Annotated in this window: 15 protein-coding genes and 1 pseudogene; 14 read left to right on the top strand and 2 right to left on the bottom strand. The window is 64.2% G+C overall.

The genetic code is table 11. The features are described 5' to 3' along the window. Positions 1-29 precede the first annotated feature (29 nt). From THIVI_RS19890 to THIVI_RS19925, 8 genes are all read left to right on the top strand, one after another. Positions 30-2,219 (top strand): HAMP domain-containing methyl-accepting chemotaxis protein, encoded by a 2,190-nt coding sequence (locus THIVI_RS19890; RefSeq protein ID WP_014780321.1) that lies wholly within the window; start codon positions 30-32, stop codon positions 2,217-2,219. 10 nt (positions 2,220-2,229) lie between these two features. Then, positions 2,230-2,829, top strand: coding sequence for a chemotaxis protein CheW (locus THIVI_RS19895; RefSeq protein WP_014780322.1), 600 nt, complete (start codon positions 2,230-2,232; stop codon positions 2,827-2,829). 48 nt (positions 2,830-2,877) lie between these two features. Next, positions 2,878-5,508, top strand: coding sequence for a cache domain-containing protein (locus THIVI_RS19900; RefSeq protein ID WP_014780323.1), 2,631 nt, complete (start codon positions 2,878-2,880; stop codon positions 5,506-5,508). Positions 5,509-5,518: 10 nt separating this feature from the next. Then, complete coding sequence (locus tag THIVI_RS19905; RefSeq protein ID WP_014780324.1) at positions 5,519-6,061, top strand: chemotaxis protein CheW; 543 nt, start codon at positions 5,519-5,521, stop codon at positions 6,059-6,061. 97 nt (positions 6,062-6,158) lie between these two features. Beyond that, positions 6,159-6,959: a CheR family methyltransferase gene (locus tag THIVI_RS19910; RefSeq protein ID WP_014780325.1), complete on the top strand. Its 801-nt coding sequence runs from the start codon at positions 6,159-6,161 to the stop codon at positions 6,957-6,959. Positions 6,960-6,975: 16 nt separating this feature from the next. Further along, the gene (locus THIVI_RS19915) at positions 6,976-7,494 is read left to right on the top strand and encodes a chemotaxis protein CheD (protein ID WP_014780326.1); all 519 of its coding nucleotides are present in this window, start codon (positions 6,976-6,978) and stop codon (positions 7,492-7,494) included. Next, positions 7,491-8,585, top strand: coding sequence for a protein-glutamate methylesterase/protein-glutamine glutaminase (locus THIVI_RS19920; protein ID WP_014780327.1), 1,095 nt, complete (start codon positions 7,491-7,493; stop codon positions 8,583-8,585). Before THIVI_RS19915 ends, THIVI_RS19920 begins: the two co-directional genes overlap by 4 nt. A gap of 32 nt (positions 8,586-8,617) precedes the next feature. Beyond that, complete coding sequence (locus tag THIVI_RS19925; protein WP_245537318.1) at positions 8,618-10,417, top strand: putative bifunctional diguanylate cyclase/phosphodiesterase; 1,800 nt, start codon at positions 8,618-8,620, stop codon at positions 10,415-10,417. Between the two features lie 12 nt (positions 10,418-10,429). Here the strand turns inward: THIVI_RS19925 and THIVI_RS26365 are convergent. Next, positions 10,430-10,534, bottom strand: a pseudogene (locus THIVI_RS26365) (DUF29 family protein); the annotation flags it as partial. 150 nt (positions 10,535-10,684) lie between these two features. Here THIVI_RS26365 and pmbA point away from each other — a divergent pair. From pmbA to THIVI_RS19945, 4 genes are all read left to right on the top strand, one after another. Then, the gene (gene pmbA, locus THIVI_RS19930) at positions 10,685-12,034 is read left to right on the top strand and encodes a metalloprotease PmbA (RefSeq protein WP_014780329.1); all 1,350 of its coding nucleotides are present in this window, start codon (positions 10,685-10,687) and stop codon (positions 12,032-12,034) included. Between the two features lie 343 nt (positions 12,035-12,377). Then, a complete protein-coding gene (locus THIVI_RS19935) occupies positions 12,378-13,670 on the top strand; it encodes an NAD(P)/FAD-dependent oxidoreductase (RefSeq protein ID WP_014780330.1) in 1,293 nt (430 codons plus the stop codon). Next, on the top strand, positions 13,667-14,434 hold the full coding sequence (locus tag THIVI_RS19940; RefSeq protein ID WP_014780331.1) for a DUF1365 domain-containing protein: 768 nt from the start codon (positions 13,667-13,669) through the stop codon (positions 14,432-14,434). The genes THIVI_RS19935 and THIVI_RS19940 overlap by 4 nt, the downstream gene beginning before the upstream one ends. Further along, positions 14,434-15,678, top strand: coding sequence for an SAM-dependent methyltransferase (locus THIVI_RS19945; protein WP_014780332.1), 1,245 nt, complete (start codon positions 14,434-14,436; stop codon positions 15,676-15,678). The genes THIVI_RS19940 and THIVI_RS19945 overlap by 1 nt, the downstream gene beginning before the upstream one ends. Before the next feature lie 43 nt (positions 15,679-15,721). Here the strand turns inward: THIVI_RS19945 and THIVI_RS24930 are convergent, their stop codons facing one another. Then, on the bottom strand, positions 15,722-15,892 hold the full coding sequence (locus THIVI_RS24930) for a hypothetical protein (RefSeq protein ID WP_157174520.1): 171 nt from the start codon (positions 15,890-15,892) through the stop codon (positions 15,722-15,724). Between the two features lie 193 nt (positions 15,893-16,085). Here THIVI_RS24930 and THIVI_RS19950 point away from each other — a divergent pair, with 193 nt between their 5' ends. Both THIVI_RS19950 and THIVI_RS19955 read left to right on the top strand, forming a co-directional pair. Continuing rightward, positions 16,086-17,570 (top strand): pyridoxal phosphate-dependent decarboxylase family protein, encoded by a 1,485-nt coding sequence (locus THIVI_RS19950; RefSeq protein ID WP_245537319.1) that lies wholly within the window; start codon positions 16,086-16,088, stop codon positions 17,568-17,570. Positions 17,571-17,653: 83 nt separating this feature from the next. Next, positions 17,654-18,232 (top strand): hypothetical protein, encoded by a 579-nt coding sequence (locus tag THIVI_RS19955; RefSeq protein ID WP_014780334.1) that lies wholly within the window; start codon positions 17,654-17,656, stop codon positions 18,230-18,232. Positions 18,233-18,236 lie beyond the last annotated feature (4 nt).

Raw genomic sequence — 18,236 nt, forward strand, 5'->3', positions numbered from 1 at the left:
CTGATTATGCGGTTTAACAGGACATTCAGATGAAACTCACCCTTTCCAGAAAGATGACCGTCGCCCGAAAAATGGGCCTCCTCGTTGGCGCGGCCCTGATCGGTATCGGTCTGCTCGCCTTCGTCAGTCACCAGCAGATGAGCAAGGTCTTCGAGGCGGCCAACTACAGCACCGTCAATTCGGTGCCCAGTCTGGTCGCGCTCGACGATCTGCGTGCGCATTTCTCGACTCTGCGGATCCTCGTCCTGCGTCACATCATCAATACCGACCCGGCCAAAATGGAGGAGGTCGAACAGACCATCGCCGAGAGCCGGCGCAAGACCGAGGAGGCGTTACGGGCCTATGAGGCCATGATCTCGGACGAGACCGACAGAACCTTCCATCGCCAGGAGCAGGAACTGTACGCCAAATATCTCGCCTCACTCGAACCCCTGCTGATCCAGTCGCGCGCCAACAACACCGAGAGGGCGCTCGAACTGATGGAGGAAAACCGCCGTATTGCCAAAGATCTCGGTGCGATACTCGACGAGCATTTCGCCTATAACGTCGATCTGGCCAACAAGGCCGCCGACCTGGCACTCAATACCCGCCGCGACGCCACCAACCTGTCGCTGCTCATCCTCGCCCTGACCCTGGTGACAGTCACCTTCATCGGTGTGGTCATTACCCGCAATCTGCTCAAACAGTTGGGCGGCGAGCCCGATTTTGCCGCCGAGGTGGCCAACCGGATCGCGGCCGGCGATCTCGGCTCACGGATCGACCTCAAGGCCGGCGACACCGGCAGCCTGATGGCGGCGATGAAGACGATGTCGGAGACCATCCAGCAGATCATCGAGGAGATGAGCCACATGTCCGCCGAGCATGACCAGGGCGACATCGACGCGCGGATCGATGCCTCCCGCTTCAACGGTTCCTTTCGGGCCATGGCCGAGGGTGCCAATCAGATGGCCGCCGGCCATATCTCGGTCTATCGGGAGTCGATCGGCTGCGTCAAGGAATTCGGCGAGGGCAACATGGATGCGCCGCTGCAAGCCTTCCCCGGCAAGAAGGCATTCATCAACGAGACCATCGAGCAGGTGCGCGGCAACATCAAGGCACTCATCGCCGACACCCGGTTGCTGTCCGATGCGACGCTCAACGGTCAACTCGACCTGCGCGCCGACGCGACCCGTCACCGGGGCGACTTCCGGCGGATCGTCGACGGGATCAACGGCATGCTGGACGCCGTGGTCAGCCCGGTCAACGAGGTGATGCGAATTCTGAAGCTGATGGAAGACGGACAGTTGTCGGAGACGATCAAGACGAGCTATCAGGGGCAACTGGAAGAGTTGCGCAACACGGTCAACAACACGGTCGCCAAGTTGGCGCAGACCATGCGCGATGTGAGCGCCACCGCCGCCGATCTGACCTCGGCGGCCGATCAGGTGAGCATGACCGCGCAGACGCTCTCGCAGGGCGCCACCGAACAGGCGGCTGGCGTGGAGGAGACCTCGGCCTCGATGGAACAGATGTCCGCCTCGGTCGCGCAGAACACCGAGAACGCCTCCGTCACCGACGGCATGGCGGCCAAGGCCGCGAAAGAGGCCGCCGAGGGCGGCGTGGCGGTGCGCGAGACGGTCGCGGCGATGAAACAGATCGCGCAGAAGATCGGCATCATCGACGACATCGCCTATCAGACCAACCTGCTGGCGCTCAACGCCGCCATTGAGGCTGCCCGCGCCGGCGAGCATGGCAAGGGCTTCGCGGTGGTCGCCGCCGAGGTCCGCAAACTGGCCGAGCGCAGTCAGATAGCGGCGCAGGAGATCGGCGAGGTCGCCGGCTCCAGCGTGGAACTGGCGGAGAAGGCAGGGCGTCTGCTCGACGCCATCGTGCCCGCCATCGCCAAGACCTCGGACCTGGTGCAGGAGATCTCGGCGGCCTCCAGCGAACAGTCCACCGGCGTGCGCCAGATCAACAGCGCCATGGATCAGCTCAACCAGACCACCCAGCAGAACGCCTCGGCCTCCGAGGAACTGGCGGCGACGGCCGAGGAGATGAGCGGTCAGGCCGAGCAGCTCCAGGGGATGATGCGGTTCTTCAAGACGGGTGCGGAACCGGCGGTCCAGGCGGCGACCGCCAAGGCGAGCCCGCCGGGCCGAACCAGGGCGGTCTCCAAGCCCTTCGGTCATCAGCAATCCGTGGCTTCGCATGCCCAGAATCCCGAATTCGTGAGCTTCTGAGGAGACCGTCATGGGACAGCTCGTACCTGAAGGCAACCGCCGCCCGGAGGCCGACATGACAAGTGGCGACGCCTATGGCAGCCAGTACCTCACTTTCACCGTGGCTGGTCAGATGTATGGCATCGGCATCCTGACCATCAAGGAAATCATCCAGTACGGCGGCGTGTGCGGCGTGCCCATGCTGCCCGCGTTCATCCGGGGCGTGATCAACCTGCGCGGGGCGGTGGTGCCGGTGGTGGATCTGTCGGTGCGCTTCCATGGCCAGGTGGCGCCGACGGGCAAGCGCAACTGCATCGTCATCGTCGAGACGCGGGCGGACGAGGGGGTGCAGGACGTAGGAGTGGTGGTGGACAGCGTCTCGGCGGTGCTGGACATCGCGGCCGCCGAGATCGAACCCGCCCCGGTCTTCGGCGCCCGGATCAAGACCGACTTCATCCGCGGCATGGGCAAGGTCGACGGGCGCTTCGTGATCCTGCTCGACGTCGAGCGCGTCCTCGGCACCGAGGGCCTGGTGGCCGTGGCTCGGACGGCCCAGGCCGGGGTGGCGAACGGGGCGTCGGGAATGCTGACGGCCGAGCCTGAAGGTGGTCATGTCAACGCGCTCGGGTGAGCGTCGCCAACCCACTCTGAAATCCGATCCATCATCATAGGTGCAAGCGTGAATCAACAGATCTCAAACACCCCCAATCTCCTCGTCGACCGATCCCCGAGATGGAGTCTCAACCAGCTGCGCATCGGTACCAAGCTAAACCTGCTCATCGTGATCGTGTTGGTGGTACTCGCGGCCATCACGGCGGTTTCACTGTCGATCCTGCGTTCGTCGATGATCCATGAAAAACAGGACAAGCTCCTGAATCTGGTGGAGGTCGGTCTGACCACCCTGGACCATTACGGCAAACAGGCCGAGAGCGGGGCCATGACCCAGGAGGCCGCCCAGGCCGCCGCCAAGCAGGCGATCAGGGCCATACGCTATGAGGAGAGCAACTATCTGTTCGTGATCGGCACGGACTATCGGATGCTGGTTCAGCCGATCAAGCCCGAAACGGAGGAGACGGACGTCTCGAATGTGAAGGATCCCAATGGCGTGCGCGTCCTGTACGAACTGGTGGAGATGGCCCAGCGTGGCGACCGGGGTTATCTGGAATACCTTTGGCCCCGGCAGGACAGTCCGAAGCCGGTGGAAAAACTCTCCACAGCGCAACTCTATGCCCCCTGGGGCTGGGTGATCGGTACCGGCGTCTACATCGACGACGTGGACGCGGCCTTCTGGAAAGTCGCCATGACGCTGGGCGGGATCGCCGCGACCGCCATGGCGGCGCTACTCATCCTCGCCGTCTTCATCACCCGTTCCATCGTGCGTCCGATCGGTCGCGCGGTCGAGGCTGCCAACCAGCTTGCCGAAGGCGACCTCAGCATGCGGATCGAGGCAACCGGCCGGGACGAAACGGGCCAGTTGCTGCGCGCGGTACGCAAGGTCCAGGAGAGCCTACAGGCACTTTCCGCCGACACCCGTCACTTGATTCGGGCGGCGGAGCTGGGCCGGCTTTCCGAGCGCGCCGACGCTGGCAAGCATGCGGGCGAATACCGCACGATCATGGATGGCATCAACGCCACCCTGGACCGCCTGGTGGGATTTTTGGATCTCATGCCCGCTCCGGCCATGGCGGTGGACCGCGATTTCAACGTCCAGTACATCACCGAAATGGGCGCCAGGATCGGCAACAAACTCCCGGCGCAGGTACGGGGCACCAAGTGCTACGACCACTTCAAGACCTCTGACTGCCGCACCGAGCGCTGCGCAGTTGCCCGTGCCATGGCGAGCGGCCAGTTGGCCTCCAGCGAGGCTGATGCCCACCCCGGAGGCCGGGATCTGGAGATCGACTATACCGGTACCCCGGTGCGTAACCGAAACGGCGACATCGTCGGCGCCTTCGAGTTCATCGTCGATCAGACGGCGATCAAACAGAGCGCCCGCGTGGCCAGAAAGGTGTCCGACTACCAGCAGGCCGAGACTCTGAAGCTGGTGGCGGGGCTCGGTCACCTCGCCGAGGGCGAGGTGGACTTCAGCATCGAGACCGCGCCCGCCGATGGCGACACGCAGGCGGTCAAGGAGACCTACGATACCATCGCCACGGCGGTGAATACCTGTGTCGGTGCCATCAAGAGCGTCATCGCCGACACGGGCACGCTGTCCCAGGCGGCGCTGGCGGGCCAGCTCGACGTGCGCGCGGACGCCGCTCGCCACCGGGGCGACTTTCGCCGGATCGTCGAGGGGATCAATGCCACGCTGGACGCGGTGATCGGTCCGGTCAACGAAGTCGTGCGCATTCTGGCGCTGATGGAAGCGGGCAACCTCTGCGAGACGATCGAGGTTCAGTATCGGGGGCGGCTGCAGGAGTTGCGCGACAGCGTCAACAACACCGTCACCCGCCTAGCGCATACCATGCGCGACGTGCGCGCCACCGCCGCCGATCTGGCCAGTGCCGCCGACCAGGTCAGCATGACCGCCCAATCGCTGTCCCAGGGGGCCACGCAACAGGCGGCCAGCGTGGAGGAAACCTCGGCCTCCATCGAACAGATGTCCGCCTCGGTCGCCCAGAACACCGAAAACGCCCTGGTGACCGACGGCATGGCCGCGAAGGCCAGTCAGGAGGCCAAGGAGGGCGGGGCGGCGGTCAAGGAGATGGTCGGCGCCATGAAACAGATCGCCAACAAGATCGGCATCATCGACGACATCGCCTACCAGACCAACCTGCTGGCGCTCAACGCCGCCATCGAAGCGGCGCGCGCCGGGGAGCACGGCAAGGGCTTCGCGGTGGTGGCCGCCGAGGTGCGCAAGCTCGCCGAGCGCAGCCAGGAGGCCGCCCAGGAGATCGGCGAGGTGGCCAGCTCCAGCGTGGACCTGGCCGAGACGGCCGGGCGCCTGCTCGAGCAGATCGTGCCCGCCATCGCCAAGACCTCGGACCTGGTGCAGGAGATTTCGGCGGCCTCCAGCGAACAGTCCACCGGCGTGCGCCAGATCAACAGCGCCATGGATCAGCTCAACCAAGCGACCCAGCAGAACGCCTCGGCCTCCGAGGAACTGGCCGCCACCGCCGAGGAGATGAGCGGTCAGGCCGAGCAGCTCCAGGGGATGATGCGGTTCTTCAAGACCGGCGCGGAACCGGCGCTCCCGGCGACGCCCGCCAAGGTGAGTGCGGCGGGACGGCCCAAGGCGATGTCCAGCTTCTCAAGCAAGCACCAGGCCGTCGCCTCGCCGACGCTGGATCCCGAGTTCGTGAGCTTCTGAGGAGACCGTCATGGGATCGCTTGCAACCGACATCCGCCCCCCCGTCGGGGAGGCCGGGACGCGCGAGAAAGAGAGCGCGCACCAGTATCTCACCTTCACGGTGAGCGGGCAGGTGTATGGCATCGGCATCCTGACCATCAAGGAAATCATCCAGTACGGCGGCGTGTGCGGCGTGCCCATGCTGCCCGCGTTCATCCGGGGCGTGATCAACCTGCGCGGGGCGGTGGTGCCGGTGGTGGATCTGTCGGTGCGCTTCCATGGCCAGGTGGCGCCGACGGGCAAGCGCAACTGCATCGTCATCGTCGAGACGCGGGCGGACGAGGGGGTGCAGGACGTAGGAGTGGTGGTGGACAGCGTCTCGGCGGTGCTGGACATCGCGGCCGCCGAGATCGAACCCGCCCCGGTCTTCGGCGCCCGGATCAAGACCGACTTCATCCGCGGCATGGGCAAGGTCGACGGGCGCTTCGTGATCCTGCTCGACGTCGAGCGCGTCCTCGGCACCGAGGGCCTGGTGGCCGTGGTACGTGCGACCCAGGCAGCAAGCGGACCATAAAGTGGCGCGGTCGCGCGTGCCAGCCCGGACGAAAATCGGACGGGATGGCCGCGAGTCGCGTCAGGCGAAACGTTCCATCACGAGTGAAGACCGCGCTATGCACACGTCCAGCCTGAGCGATCTGGAATTCGCTCACTTCAGGAAATTCATTCATGGCATCGCGGGCATTCATCTCGGCCCGGCCAAAAAAACCCTGGTGGCGGGGCGACTGGCGAAACGACTCCGCTTCCACGGACTGGCCAGCTTCGGCGATTATTATCGCCTGCTGTCCGCCGATCCGGACGAGCGGCAGATCGCCGTGGATCTGCTCACCACCAACGAGACCTATTTTTTCCGCGAACCGCGTCATTTCGAGCTGCTGCGCGAGCGTCTGCTGCCCAAGCATCCGCCGGGACAGATGTTCCGCGTCTGGAGCGCCGCCTGTTCCAGCGGCGAGGAAGTCTACACCCTGGCCATGGTCCTGGCGGACGCGTTGGGGGAGGCGCCCTGGGAGGTGCTGGGCTCGGACCTCAGCACCCGGGTGCTGGAGCAGGCCGACTCCGGCCTCTATTCCCTGGAACGTACCGCCGGGCTGTCCGGGGATCACCTGCGACGCTATTGCCTCAAGGGAATCGGCAGCCAGGAAGGCCGCTTCGTCGTTTCGTCCTTGCTCCGTGCCCAGGTGCGTTTCGCGCAGATCAATCTGACCGAGCCGTTGCCCGCCATCGGGATGTTTGACGCGATCTTCCTGCGTAACGTCATGATCTATTTCCAGCCCGAGACCAAACGCCAGGTGGTGGAGCGACTGCTCACCCGGCTGCGACCCGGTGGCTGGCTGTTCGTCGGCCATTCGGAGAGTCTCCACGGACTGGCGAATGGCCTGGAAGGCGTGGCGCCTTCCGTCTACCGAAAAGCGTGACCTCGGAGCGCAACGCATGCAAGACATCTATATCCATCCCTGCGAAGTCTGGTTCGGCGGCGGGCGCACCCGCCTGCGCACCACCCTTGGCTCCTGCGTTGCCATTACCCTGTGGCATCCGACTCTGCACATCGGCGGCATTTGCCATTTCATGCTCTCCCACTCCCCGAGCGTCAGACGGGTGGATCGCGAGGGTTGCTATGCCGATACGGCCATGGAACTGCTGCAGGCCAAGCTCTGCGCCACGGGTCAGCGACCGGAGGCGTTCGAGGCCAAGCTGTTCGGTGCCGGCAATATGTTCTGCCGCTCGGGACTGTCGTCGAAATCCATCCCGATCCGGATCCAGGAGCGCAACATCGCCGCCGGGCGCGAGTTGGCCATGCAGTACGGCCATCGCGTGGTCGCCGAACATGTGGGGGGACGGGGTCATCGCCAGCTCGTTTTCGACCTTGCCACGGGTCTGGCCTGGCTCAAGCACGCGGGAGGATCCTGCGCGGACCACTGCGAGTGCCGCTGCGCGGAGAAAGCCGCATGAGCCCATCCGTGAAGGTCATGATCGTGGACGATTCGGCGACCGTGCGACAGGTGCTCTCCAGCCTCCTGGACGCGGAGCCGGACATCGAGGTCATCGGCACCGCCGCCGATCCGCTATTTGCCCTGGAGAAAATGAACCGCAACTGGCCGGATGTCATCGTGCTGGACGTGGAGATGCCCCGCATGGACGGCATTACCTTCATGAAGAAGCTGATGGCCGAGCGCCCGACGCCGGTGGTGATCTGTTCCTCCCTGACGGAATCGGGGGCGCAGACGACCGTTCAGGCGCTGGCGGCGGGGGCCATGGACATCATTACCAAACCGCACGTGGGACTGAGAGACTTTCTCACCGGCGCAGGCAAGGAGGTGGCGGCGGCGGTGCGGGCCGCCGCGAAGGCCAACCTGAAACGCCTGCCACCGATGGTGGCCGCCCCTCCCAAGCATTCCGCCGATGTGGTGCTCGCCGCTCCGGTTCAGGCCATGCACCAGACGACCGAGAAAGTCGTCGCGCTCGGAACCTCGACCGGCGGTACCCAGGCGCTGGAAATGTTGCTGACCAGTCTCCCCCGCACCGCGCCCGGCCTGGTCGTGGTCCAGCACATGCCCGAGAAGTTCACCGCCGCCTTCGCGCAACGTCTAACCAATCTGTGCGAAATCGAGGTACGCGAGGCGAGGCAGGGTGATCGGGTGTTGCCCGGCCGCGCCCTCATCGCCCCCGGGGGGCGTCATCTGCTGCTTCAGCGCAACGGCGCCCAATATCAGGTGGACGTGGTGGACGGCCCACCCGTGAGTCGCCATCGACCTTCCGTGAATGTCCTGTTTCGCTCCGCCGCCCGCAGCGCCGGCCGCAACGCCATGGGGATCATCATGACCGGCATGGGCGACGATGGGGCGTGCGGACTCAAGGAAATGCACGACGCGGGCGCCTGGACCGTCGCCCAGGATGAGGCCACCTGCGTGGTGTATGGCATGCCCAGGGAGGCGGTGAAATTGGGCGGCGTGGACCGCTCACTGCCGTTGCAGGAACTCGCCGGGGCCATTCTGGCGTTCGCCAACGGCCCGCGATCACGGCCGGGAGAGCCGAGCGTATGAGGCATCGTGGCCACTGGAGATCCCGTTCGGCAATGTCCTTTTTGCATTGTCTCCTGCGCCGTGACGTAGACGTAGCGGACCAGGCAGACGCCGAACAGACGTTGTTCAGTGGATCGGAAGATTGCCGGCAGCTGATCGAAAACGCCCCCGAAGGCATCCTGATCATGGACGCCAACGGTCGCTTTCTCTACGTCAACCGGCACCTGGCGCTCATGGTGGGCTATCCGGCCAATGACTTGATGGGCCGGGTGTTGGGAGATCTGATCCCCGATCGCCAGCAACGCGACGAATTGTGCCAGTTTCTCAAGAACCTGCCCCAACGGCTCGATCCCGCCACGGAACAGTGTTTATCGACGCTGTTGCGGCGGCGAGATGGCACGGAGTTTACCGCGGACATTCGATTGAACTGGCTGGACAGCGGCGGAAAACCCAGGATCACGGCCTTCGTGCGCGATCTGACGGGTCACCAGCAACAGGCATACCTGCTGCGGACGATGGCGACCTACGATGACTTGACCGGGCTGCCCAACCGCATGCAGTTGCCGGAACTCCTGGCCGCCACCTTGTCGGCGTCCGGTGGCGTAAGCGTTGGCGCCGCCTTGTTGCTGATGGATCTGGACCACTTTCGGCAAGTCAATGACAGTCTGGGCCACGAGTTCGGCGATCTGCTCCTGATGGCCGTGTGCGCTCGGCTGGTCGAATGTCTTCCGCCCGGCACGCCCCTAGTGCGCTTTAGCGGCGACGAACTCGTGGCCCTGTTGGAAAACGTGGACCGCGATCAGGTCATTCGGGTGGCCGAGGACGTTCGCACGGCACTGGACACGCCGATTCTCATCAACGACTGGGAGTATCGCCAGAGCGTGAGTCTGGGGATCGCCCTCATCCCCTTGGATGGCCAGGAGTTAAGCCCGTTGGTCCGCAAGGCCGACTTGGCGCTGGGTTGCGCGAAGGCGGCGGGGCGCAATACCTATGAGTTCTACGATGGCCCGGTGGCGGAAAGGGCGCTGCGCCGCCATCAACTCCATGGCCTGCTGCGTCAGGCGCTGGAGCGGCGGGAATTTCACCTCCATTATCAGCCGCGTGTGGATCTGCTCAGCGGACGTATCTCCGGCTGGGAGGCGCTGCTGCGCTGGAACAGTCCCGAGGAGGGGGCGATCGGCCCGGCGGAGTTCATCCCGGTGGCGGAGGAATCGGGGCTCATCCTGGGCATCGGCGACTGGGTTCTGCATCACGCCTTGGCGCAACACGCCCACTGGCAAGCCCTGGGGCTTGCGCCAGGCATCATGGCGATCAATGTGTCTCCCCGTCAGCTTCGCCTTCCGGATTTCACTCAACGCATCGCCGCGGCGCTGGCCCTGAACCGCCTTCAGCCTGGACAACTGGAGATCGAGATTACCGAAACCGCCTTGATGGAGGACGTCTCCCATGCAACCCTGCGACTGAACGAACTCAGTCGCCTGGGCGTCAAGCTGGCGGTGGACGATTTTGGCACGGGCTATTCCTCCTTGGGCTACTTGCGCACCTTTCCCCTCGATCGGCTCAAGATCGATCGTTCCTTCGTGACGCCGCTGGGTAGCGATGCGCATGACGAAGCGATCGCGCACGCCATCATCGTGCTGGCTCACTCCCTGGACCTGACCGTGGTGGCCGAAGGGGTGGAGACCGAGGCCCAGCTGCGCTATCTGCTGTCGAATCAGTGCGAAGAGATTCAAGGCTTCTTGTTCAGCCGCCCGCTGCCGGCCGGGGAATGCGAGCGACTGCTGCGCGAGGATCGACGCTTGGCGGTCGATGACAGGGTGTCGACTGGATCGGTCGCGGTTGGTCGTGATTGAGATCCGCTGGGTTTATCGTCTTCCAAGGGCCGCCACCTCGTCGGCAGGATTCGCGATGTCCAGCGCGGCGAACCGCCCCGCCCTGAGCAATGCCGTCTGTTCCTGGGGCCAGGTGAAAAAATCGGTGTTCTAGCCTGTCATTTTCGATACCCTGCCTCGCATACCTGCGGCCCGGCCGATTCATACAAGGCTTGCCGACGTTCCCCGAAAAGTCAGGACTGGCCATGCCAACCGCTGACTGACAACTGACAACCGACAACTGCCCCTATGCCCATTACCCCAACCGAAGACACCGCCGAGCGCATGGCGCGCCTGCAAACCATCATCGAAGATCTGCTGAAGGAGGCCAAACGCGAGGGCGCGAGCGCCGCCGAGGCATCGGTCGGCAGCAGCGCGGGCCTGGAGGTCGCGGTGCGGCTCGGCGAGGTCGAGACGGTGGAGCATACCCGGGATAACGGGTTGGGCATCACTGTCTATTTCGGCCATCGCAAGGGCTCGTCCAGTACCTCGGATCTCAGCCCCGGCGCGGTGCGCGATGCCGTCAAGGCCGCCTGCGCCATCGCCACGCACACCCAGGAAGATCGCTGCGCCCATCTCGCCGAACCCGAGCTGATGGCGACCGATTTCCCTGAACTGGATCTCTATCATCCCTGGTCGATCGAGGTCGAGGAGGCCATCGCGCTGGCGGTGGCCTGCGAGGACGCCGCCCGCGATTACGATCCGCGGATCGTCAATTCGGAGGGCGCCAGTCTCTCGACCCAGTTCGGCATCCATGTCGCCGGCAACACGCAGGGTTTCATGGGCGGCTATCCGACCACCCGTCACAGTCTCGACTGTGCCGTGATCGGTCAGGAAGGCGACCTGATGCAGCGCGATTCCTGGTGGACCACCGCGCGCTCGGCGCTGGATCTTGAGCCGGCGCGCCAAGTGGGCGAACGGGCCGCCGAACGGACCGTCGCGCGACTCGGCGCCCGGCGTCTCGGCACCCAGGAGTCGCCGGTGTTGTTTCGCGCCGATGTCGCGACCGGACTGCTGCGCAGCCTGATGTCGGCGATCAGCGGGGGCAGTATCTACCGCCGTTCCAGTTTCCTGCTCGATCATCTGGGCGAGCGTATCTTCCCCGAGTTCGTCCGCATTCATGAAGAACCCCACCTGCCGCGCGGACTCGCCAGCGCGCCCTTCGACGGCGATTGCGTGGCGACCCGCGCCAAGGATCTGGTCAGCGGCGGCGTGCTGCAAACCTATCTGTTGAGCGTCTATTCCGGCTGCCGGCTCGGTTTGCCGACCACCGGCAATGCTGGCGGGGTGCGCAATCTGCGTATCGAGATGGGCGACAAGGACCGCGCGGCCATGCTGCGCGAGCTGGGAACCGGACTCATGGTCACCGAGTTGATGGGCCATGGCGTCAACGCGGTGACTGGCGACTACTCGCGCGGCGCGTCCGGGTTCTGGGTCGAGAACGGCGAGATCCAGTATCCGGTGGAAGAGATCACCATCGCCGGCAATCTCAAGAAGATGTTCGCCGGACTGGTCGCGGTCGGCAACGATTGCGATTTTCCCGGCAGTACGCGCACTGGCTCCTGGCTGATCGATCGCATGACCATCGCCGGGGAGTAATGATCGGCTTGCCGAGTTGGTCATTGAAACGGGTCGGCCATTAAGGCGATTTCCGTGAAGGATCCTCCCGTAGGAGCCCGCTTGCGGGCGACGTGATCCGCCAAGACGCCTTCCATGCGTGCCTCCGTCGCCCGCAAGCGGGCTCCTACGAGGTTTGACGCTTGGTCAAGTCATTTCCGGATAGATCCCGTGGGATCCGATCAAGCGGATCCGCGACATCCACGTATCCGTATTTCCCCCTTGTGGTGTCGATGCCTGGCGCCAATATTTGGACCAACCATGGACATGCCCCCGGCGTTTCGGGAATGGCGGTCGACGGATCAATCGCGAGGAAAAAAGAACGATGTCAGTGGAAACCATTGGGGTGGTCGGTGGCGGGATTGGCGGGCTCGGGGCGGCCTGGCTGTTGGATCGACGTTATGCGGTGACGCTGCTGGAGCGCAACGAGTACGTGGGCGGACACACCCACACGGTGGATGTCGGCGACGCCCGCGCGCCGGCTCCGGTGGATACCGGATTCATGGTCTTCAACCGGCGCAATTATCCCTTGCTCTGCGGTCTGTTCGCGCATCTCGGGGTCGCGACCTATCCGACCGATATGTCCTTTGCGGCCAGTCTGGACGGCGGACGGATCGAGTATGCCGGGTCGAACGTCAATACGTTGTTCGGTCAGCGGCGCAATCTCCTGAACCTCGGCTTTCTGCGGATGCTCACCGAGATCCCGCGCTTCAATGCCGCCGCCAAGGCATTCATCGATGCCAACCCTGGCGCGACCCTGACCCTGGGCGAGTTTCTGGCGCGCGGACGCTACTCCGAGCGCTTCGCCAACCATTATCTGCTGCCGATGGCGGCGGCGATCTGGTCCTGCCCCACGCAGGATATGCGGGCCTTTCCCTTTCTGTCCTTCGCGCGTTTCTTCGCCAATCATGGCCTGCTGGATCTCGCGAATCGTCCGGAGTGGGAGACGGTGAGCGGCGGTAGCCGAACCTATGTGGACAAAATCCTTTCGCAATTCAAAGGTCAGTGTCGGACGAACGCCGAGGCGCGACGGGTACGACGGCTGGATCGGGGCGTGGAGGTGGAGACGGTCGCGGGCGAGCGGCTGACCTTCGACGCGGTGGTTCTGGGCTGTCATGCCGACGAAGCGCTGGCGCTGATCGAATCGCCGACCGAAATGGAGCGCGAGCTGCTGGGCTGCTTCGCGTATCGCGGCAACAAGGTTTATCTGCATACGGATACCAAACTCATGCCGCGCTGTCGGCGGGTCTGGTCCTCCTGGAATTATCTCCAGCAGCCGGGCGAGGATCCGACCCGTCCGGTGACGGTGACCTATTGGATGAACAGCCTTCAGGCGCTGCCGGCGGGGCGCGACATTTTTGTCAGCCTGAATCCGCTGGAGGCGCCGCGCGCGGAGAGCGTGATCGCCGAGTTCGACTACGATCATCCGATGTTCGATCCGAACGCGCTCGCGGCCCAGCGGCGGATGGGCGAGATTCAGGGGCGCGATCGTCTGTGGTTCAGCGGCGCCTGGATGGGCTATGGGTTTCACGAGGACGGTTTGCGCGCGGCGGTCGAGGTGGCGGCTGGTCTGGGGGTGGAGCCGCCCTGGGAGAACAGCGGAGCGGCCAGCGCATGACCCAACCCGCCGCGCAACTCCTATTCGGCGACGTCATGCACCGCCGACTCTTCCCGGTCCGCTATCGCTTCGTCTACCGCGTTTTCAGCCTGCTGGTCGATGTCGAGCGGGTTGGCGAGGCGGCGGCTGGCTCCCGCTGGTTCTCGCACAACCGTTTCAATCTCTTCTCCTTTTACGATGTCGATCACGGGCCGCGTACCGGCGAGCCGCTCAAGCCCTGGCTCCTGGACCGTCTGCGCCAGCGCGGCCACCACTTCGACATCGGGCGGGTCGAGCTTCAGTGTTTCCCTCGGGTACTCGGGCACGTCTTCAATCCGATGAGCACCTGGACCTGCTTCAATCCGGCGGGCGAGCCGGTCGCCGTGCTCTGCGAGGTCAGCAACACCTTCGGCGAGTCGCATGGCTATCTGCTGCACCAGGACGGCGCCGCCATGACCTGGCCGATTCGCGACGCCCACGCCAAGCAGTTTTATGTGTCCCCGTTCATCGACATGAACGCCGACTACCATTTTCGTTTTTCCCGCCATCAGGGCCGGCATGACATCGTCATCCGCGAGTATCAGGACGACGCGCTCATGCTGGTGGCCGTGCAACGCGGAACGGAGCGCGAATTTTCCGATGCGAGCCTGCTGCGGGCCGCGTTTGCCTATCCGTTGCTGACCCTCAAAGTCGTGATCCTGATTCACTGGCATGCCTTGAGGATCTGGCTCGGTGGCGGGACGTATTACCCGAAACCGGAACCACCGAGAGAGGAGATAAGCTGATGTCCGCGGAAGAAATTCTGGAAAGTCCCGCGCCAGGCGGATTGAGTCTGGCCGCCCGGCTGTTTGGCGGCTTCTGTGGTCGCATCGCCTTCGGTCAACTGATGGTGCGTTTTCCGGACGGCACCGCCACGCTCTATCGCGGACGCTTCGAGGGCGGCGCGGGCGTGCTGGATCTCAAACGCCCCTGGATGCTGGTTTTGCGCCTCTTGACGCGCGGCGAGTTGGGGTTTGGCGAATCCTATGTGGAGGGCCACTGGGACACGCCGGATCTGCCCGCGCTGCTCGAAGTCCTCTTGAATAACGAGGAGCACATGCAGTCCGGTTGGCGCGGCATGCGGTGGTCGCGCGCCCTGGATCGTCTGGTCCATCGCAAGCGCCACAATCATCGACGCAATAGCCGGCGCAACATCGCCCGCCATTACGACCTGGGGAACGACTTCTATCGGCGCTGGCTCGACGCAAGCATGACCTATTCCTCCGCCCTGTTCGAGGATGCCGGGAGCGAGTCGCTCGAAGCGGCCCAGCAGCGCAAGTACGAGCGTCTGCTCGCGGCGCTGGGGGCCAAATCCGGTGACCGCATCCTGGAGATTGGCTGTGGCTGGGGCGGCTTTGCCGAGGTCGCCGCCCGACGCGGCATGCAGGTGACGGGCGTGACACTCTCGCGCGAGCAACTCGACTACGGGCGCCAGCGCATGGCGGCGGCGGGTCTGACGGATTGGGTCGAACTGCGCCTACAGGATTATCGCGATATCCATGGCCAATTCGATCATGCCGTCTCCATCGAAATGATGGAGGCGGTCGGCGAAGCCTACTGGCCGACCTACTATCAGACCTTGCGGCGACTGGTGCGACCGGGCGGGCGGATCGCGCTCCAGGTCATCACCATCAGCGACGATATCTTTCCGATCTATCGAAGCACGCCGGATTTCGTCCAGATTTATATCTTTCCGGGCGGCATGCTGCCGTCGCCGCAACACATGGTCCAACTCGCCGCGGACGCTGGATTGATCACCCAGGAAACCTGTTGGTATGGCGACGACTACGCCGAGACCCTGCGTCGCTGGCGCGCGCGTTTCCACGAGGTCTCCGGGGACATCGACGCGCTGGGCTATGACGCCCGCTTCCGGCGTCTGTGGGATTACTACCTCGCCTATTGCGAGACTGGCTTTAAAACCGGGGCCATCGATTTGCTCCAGACGGTTCTGGAGGTTCCCACGGAGGATCGGGCCAGCGTCAACGCCTGAATCATCGATCCGTTCGCGGTGAAGGTGATTTCCGGATATGAGTTTACCAAGCGTCAACGCTTGTAGGAGCCCGCTTGCGGGCGACGACGCGCCCATCGCGCAGTTGCCAGTTGTTTTCCATGGTCTGTTTGGCGCTGTCCGTGATCTCCGGCGCGACCTGGGTGTTGCTCAAGGAGAGGGTGACGAGCCAGCCGTCGTGGAGCGGTCGCCACAAGGCAAAGAGTTCGGCGCGTCCGTCGAAGACGGGCTCACGCCAGCTTTGGGCGCATCGAATGCGTGGAGGCCGGAACTCACGCGCCTCGGAATCTCCTTATCGATTCCACCAATTCCACCAATTCCACCAATGGGTTTCCAGATATCAGTCAACAGATCGGTGCTGGCATGCGCTCGATCCATTCCAGATGGTGATGACCAAGGTTACCATCACGCTCATCCATATCACGACACCCTCTTTACCGCCCATGACCTTCCGCTCGGACCTGGACATCGTCGCCACCGCACTGGATCACCAGGTCGCCCGAGCGCGCGCCCGCGCCGTGCCCGTGCTGGCACAACGCCCTCTGGCGACCCTGATCGATGAACTGCGACTCGACCACTTCGCCCGCCAGGGCGGACTGGAGGGCGCGGCACTGCACGACTTCATGGGGCGTTATCTCAAGACCATCATCAATCTGCATCAGCCCGGCTACCTGGGGCATCAGGTCGCAGCCCCGCATCCAGGCGCCGCGCTCGGGGCGCTGATCGACGCCCTGACCAACAACCCCATGGCGATCTACGAGATGGGTCCGGGCGCTGCCGCCATCGAATACTTCGTCATCAACTGGATGCTGGAAAAGGTCGGTTGGACCCCGGCGCCGCTGGATCTGGAACGGTTGGGCGCGGCCGGTTACGGCGGCGGTGTGCTGACCCATGGCGGATCGCTGGCGAACCTGACGGCCCTGATCGCGGCCCGCTCGAAGGTGCGGCCCGATGCCTGGCGCGAGGGCAACCGCGATGATCTCGCCCTGCTGGCGCCGGGCAACAATCACTACAGTATCGAGCGTGCGGTCGGCATCCTCGGATTGGGGACGCGGAACATCTACCAAGTCCCCACCGATGCGCGCGGCGTCATGGATCCCGACGCGCTTCCCCGGATACTCGCCCAAGTGCACGCGGATGGCCGAACCCCACTGGCGCTGGTCGCCAATGCCTGTAGCACCGCCGTCGGCGTCCATGATCGGCTGCGACCGCTCGGTGAGTTCTGTCGGACCGAAGGCATCTGGTTCCATGTCGACGGCGCCCATGGGGCATCCGCGCTCCTCTCGCCCGAGTATCGACACCTGCTGGATGGCGTCGAGCTGGCCGACTCGCTGACCTGGGACGCCCACAAGATGCTGCGCACCTCCGCCGTCTGCGCCGCCCTGCTGGTGCGCGATCACCGCGCCCTCGACAGCGCCTTCAGCCAAGAGGCGAGCTATCTCTTCCACGACAAGGAACAGCCCGGCTTCGACTTCCTCCCGCGCGCGGTCGAATGCACCAAGAGCGGGTTGGGGCTCAAGTTCTATCTGGTGCTCGCCGCCCTGGGTGAACGAGGGCTGGCCGATTATGTCGAGCGGCAGTATCGACTGACCGCCGATGCCTATCGCCGGATGAGCGGCATCGAGGATCTGGATCTCCCCGTGGCCCCCGAATCGAACATCCTCTGCTTCCGGCTCCCCGGCACCGATGCGCGCCAACTGGAACTGCGCCGACAACTGCTCGTGGAGGGCGACTTCTATGTCACCTCGACCCAGTTCCAGGGCCAGCGCTATCTGCGCCTCGTCTTCATGAATCCGGAGACGACCCTGGACGATGTCGAGCGGCTGATCGCGCGCATCCGCCGATTCGTGCGCGAGACACACGGGGCGGGGTGAATCGCCCATCACGCAGATGAAACGCGGGGCGGCCTGGGGATGACCGGATTGGTCGCGTGGAGGACATGGTAGGATCGCCGGCCATGCGCTCCGAAGAATTAGCCGCCCTGGCGGACGATCTGACGCCGGTTGACCTCGGGCCGATCCACAATCGGGCGCGCGATGAAGTGATGCGCAAGGGGACGGAGACGGGCAAGGAACATGGCGTGGCGGTGCTGGCGGATGGGACCGCGGTGTCGTTCGGCGGGGAGTTTGAAAATCGGCTGGATGTGCCAGCTTTTGATGGCGTGCCAGGGTCAGTGACGATTCATCACAACCACCCGAGCGGCGACAGTCTCAGCCGCGCGGATCTCAGGCTACTCCTTGAGCGAGGCGAGATCGGACGTGTCGACGCGCACGGGCACCAAGGCGGATGGTCGAGCTGTGAGCGCGTGGGTGGCCCGCAGTCTGAAATGGCGTCACTGACCACAATCTATGATGTCGCCTCCCGCGCGAATCGGTTGACAGATGAGGCGCAACGACGCGGAAAGATTCCAGCGGACGCCACGAAAGCAGGCTTGTGGCAAGTCGTGATGGCGCTCATTTTGGAAAGTGAAGGTGTGATTCGCTATGCTCTCAATAGCGAGTCAATCAAAAATCTTGGAAGGGCGATCCTCAAATAGGGCA

Source organism: Thiocystis violascens DSM 198, assembly GCF_000227745.2.
Taxonomy (GTDB): domain Bacteria; phylum Pseudomonadota; class Gammaproteobacteria; order Chromatiales; family Chromatiaceae; genus Chromatium; species Chromatium violascens.

Bases quoted from the DNA above. Each gene is read 5' to 3' on its own strand.
- THIVI_RS19915 (WP_014780326.1), top strand. From the start codon at position 6,976: ATGCAAGACATCTATATCCATCCCTGCGAAGTCTGGTTCGGCGGCGGG.
- THIVI_RS19945 (WP_014780332.1), top strand. From the start codon at position 14,434: ATGTCCGCGGAAGAAATTCTGGAAAGTCCCGCGCCAGGCGGATTGAGT.
- THIVI_RS19935 (WP_014780330.1), top strand. From the start codon at position 12,378: ATGTCAGTGGAAACCATTGGGGTGGTCGGTGGCGGGATTGGCGGGCTC.
- THIVI_RS19955 (WP_014780334.1), top strand. From the start codon at position 17,654: ATGCGCTCCGAAGAATTAGCCGCCCTGGCGGACGATCTGACGCCGGTT.
- THIVI_RS19950 (WP_245537319.1), top strand. From the start codon at position 16,086: ATGACCAAGGTTACCATCACGCTCATCCATATCACGACACCCTCTTTA.
- THIVI_RS19940 (WP_014780331.1), top strand. From the start codon at position 13,667: ATGACCCAACCCGCCGCGCAACTCCTATTCGGCGACGTCATGCACCGC.
- THIVI_RS19910 (WP_014780325.1), top strand. From the start codon at position 6,159: ATGCACACGTCCAGCCTGAGCGATCTGGAATTCGCTCACTTCAGGAAA.
- THIVI_RS19895 (WP_014780322.1), top strand. From the start codon at position 2,230: ATGGGACAGCTCGTACCTGAAGGCAACCGCCGCCCGGAGGCCGACATG.
- pmbA (WP_014780329.1), top strand. From the start codon at position 10,685: ATGCCCATTACCCCAACCGAAGACACCGCCGAGCGCATGGCGCGCCTG.
- THIVI_RS19920 (WP_014780327.1), top strand. From the start codon at position 7,491: ATGAGCCCATCCGTGAAGGTCATGATCGTGGACGATTCGGCGACCGTG.
- THIVI_RS19925 (WP_245537318.1), top strand. From the start codon at position 8,618: ATGTCCTTTTTGCATTGTCTCCTGCGCCGTGACGTAGACGTAGCGGAC.
- THIVI_RS19905 (WP_014780324.1), top strand. From the start codon at position 5,519: ATGGGATCGCTTGCAACCGACATCCGCCCCCCCGTCGGGGAGGCCGGG.
- THIVI_RS19890 (WP_014780321.1), top strand. From the start codon at position 30: ATGAAACTCACCCTTTCCAGAAAGATGACCGTCGCCCGAAAAATGGGC.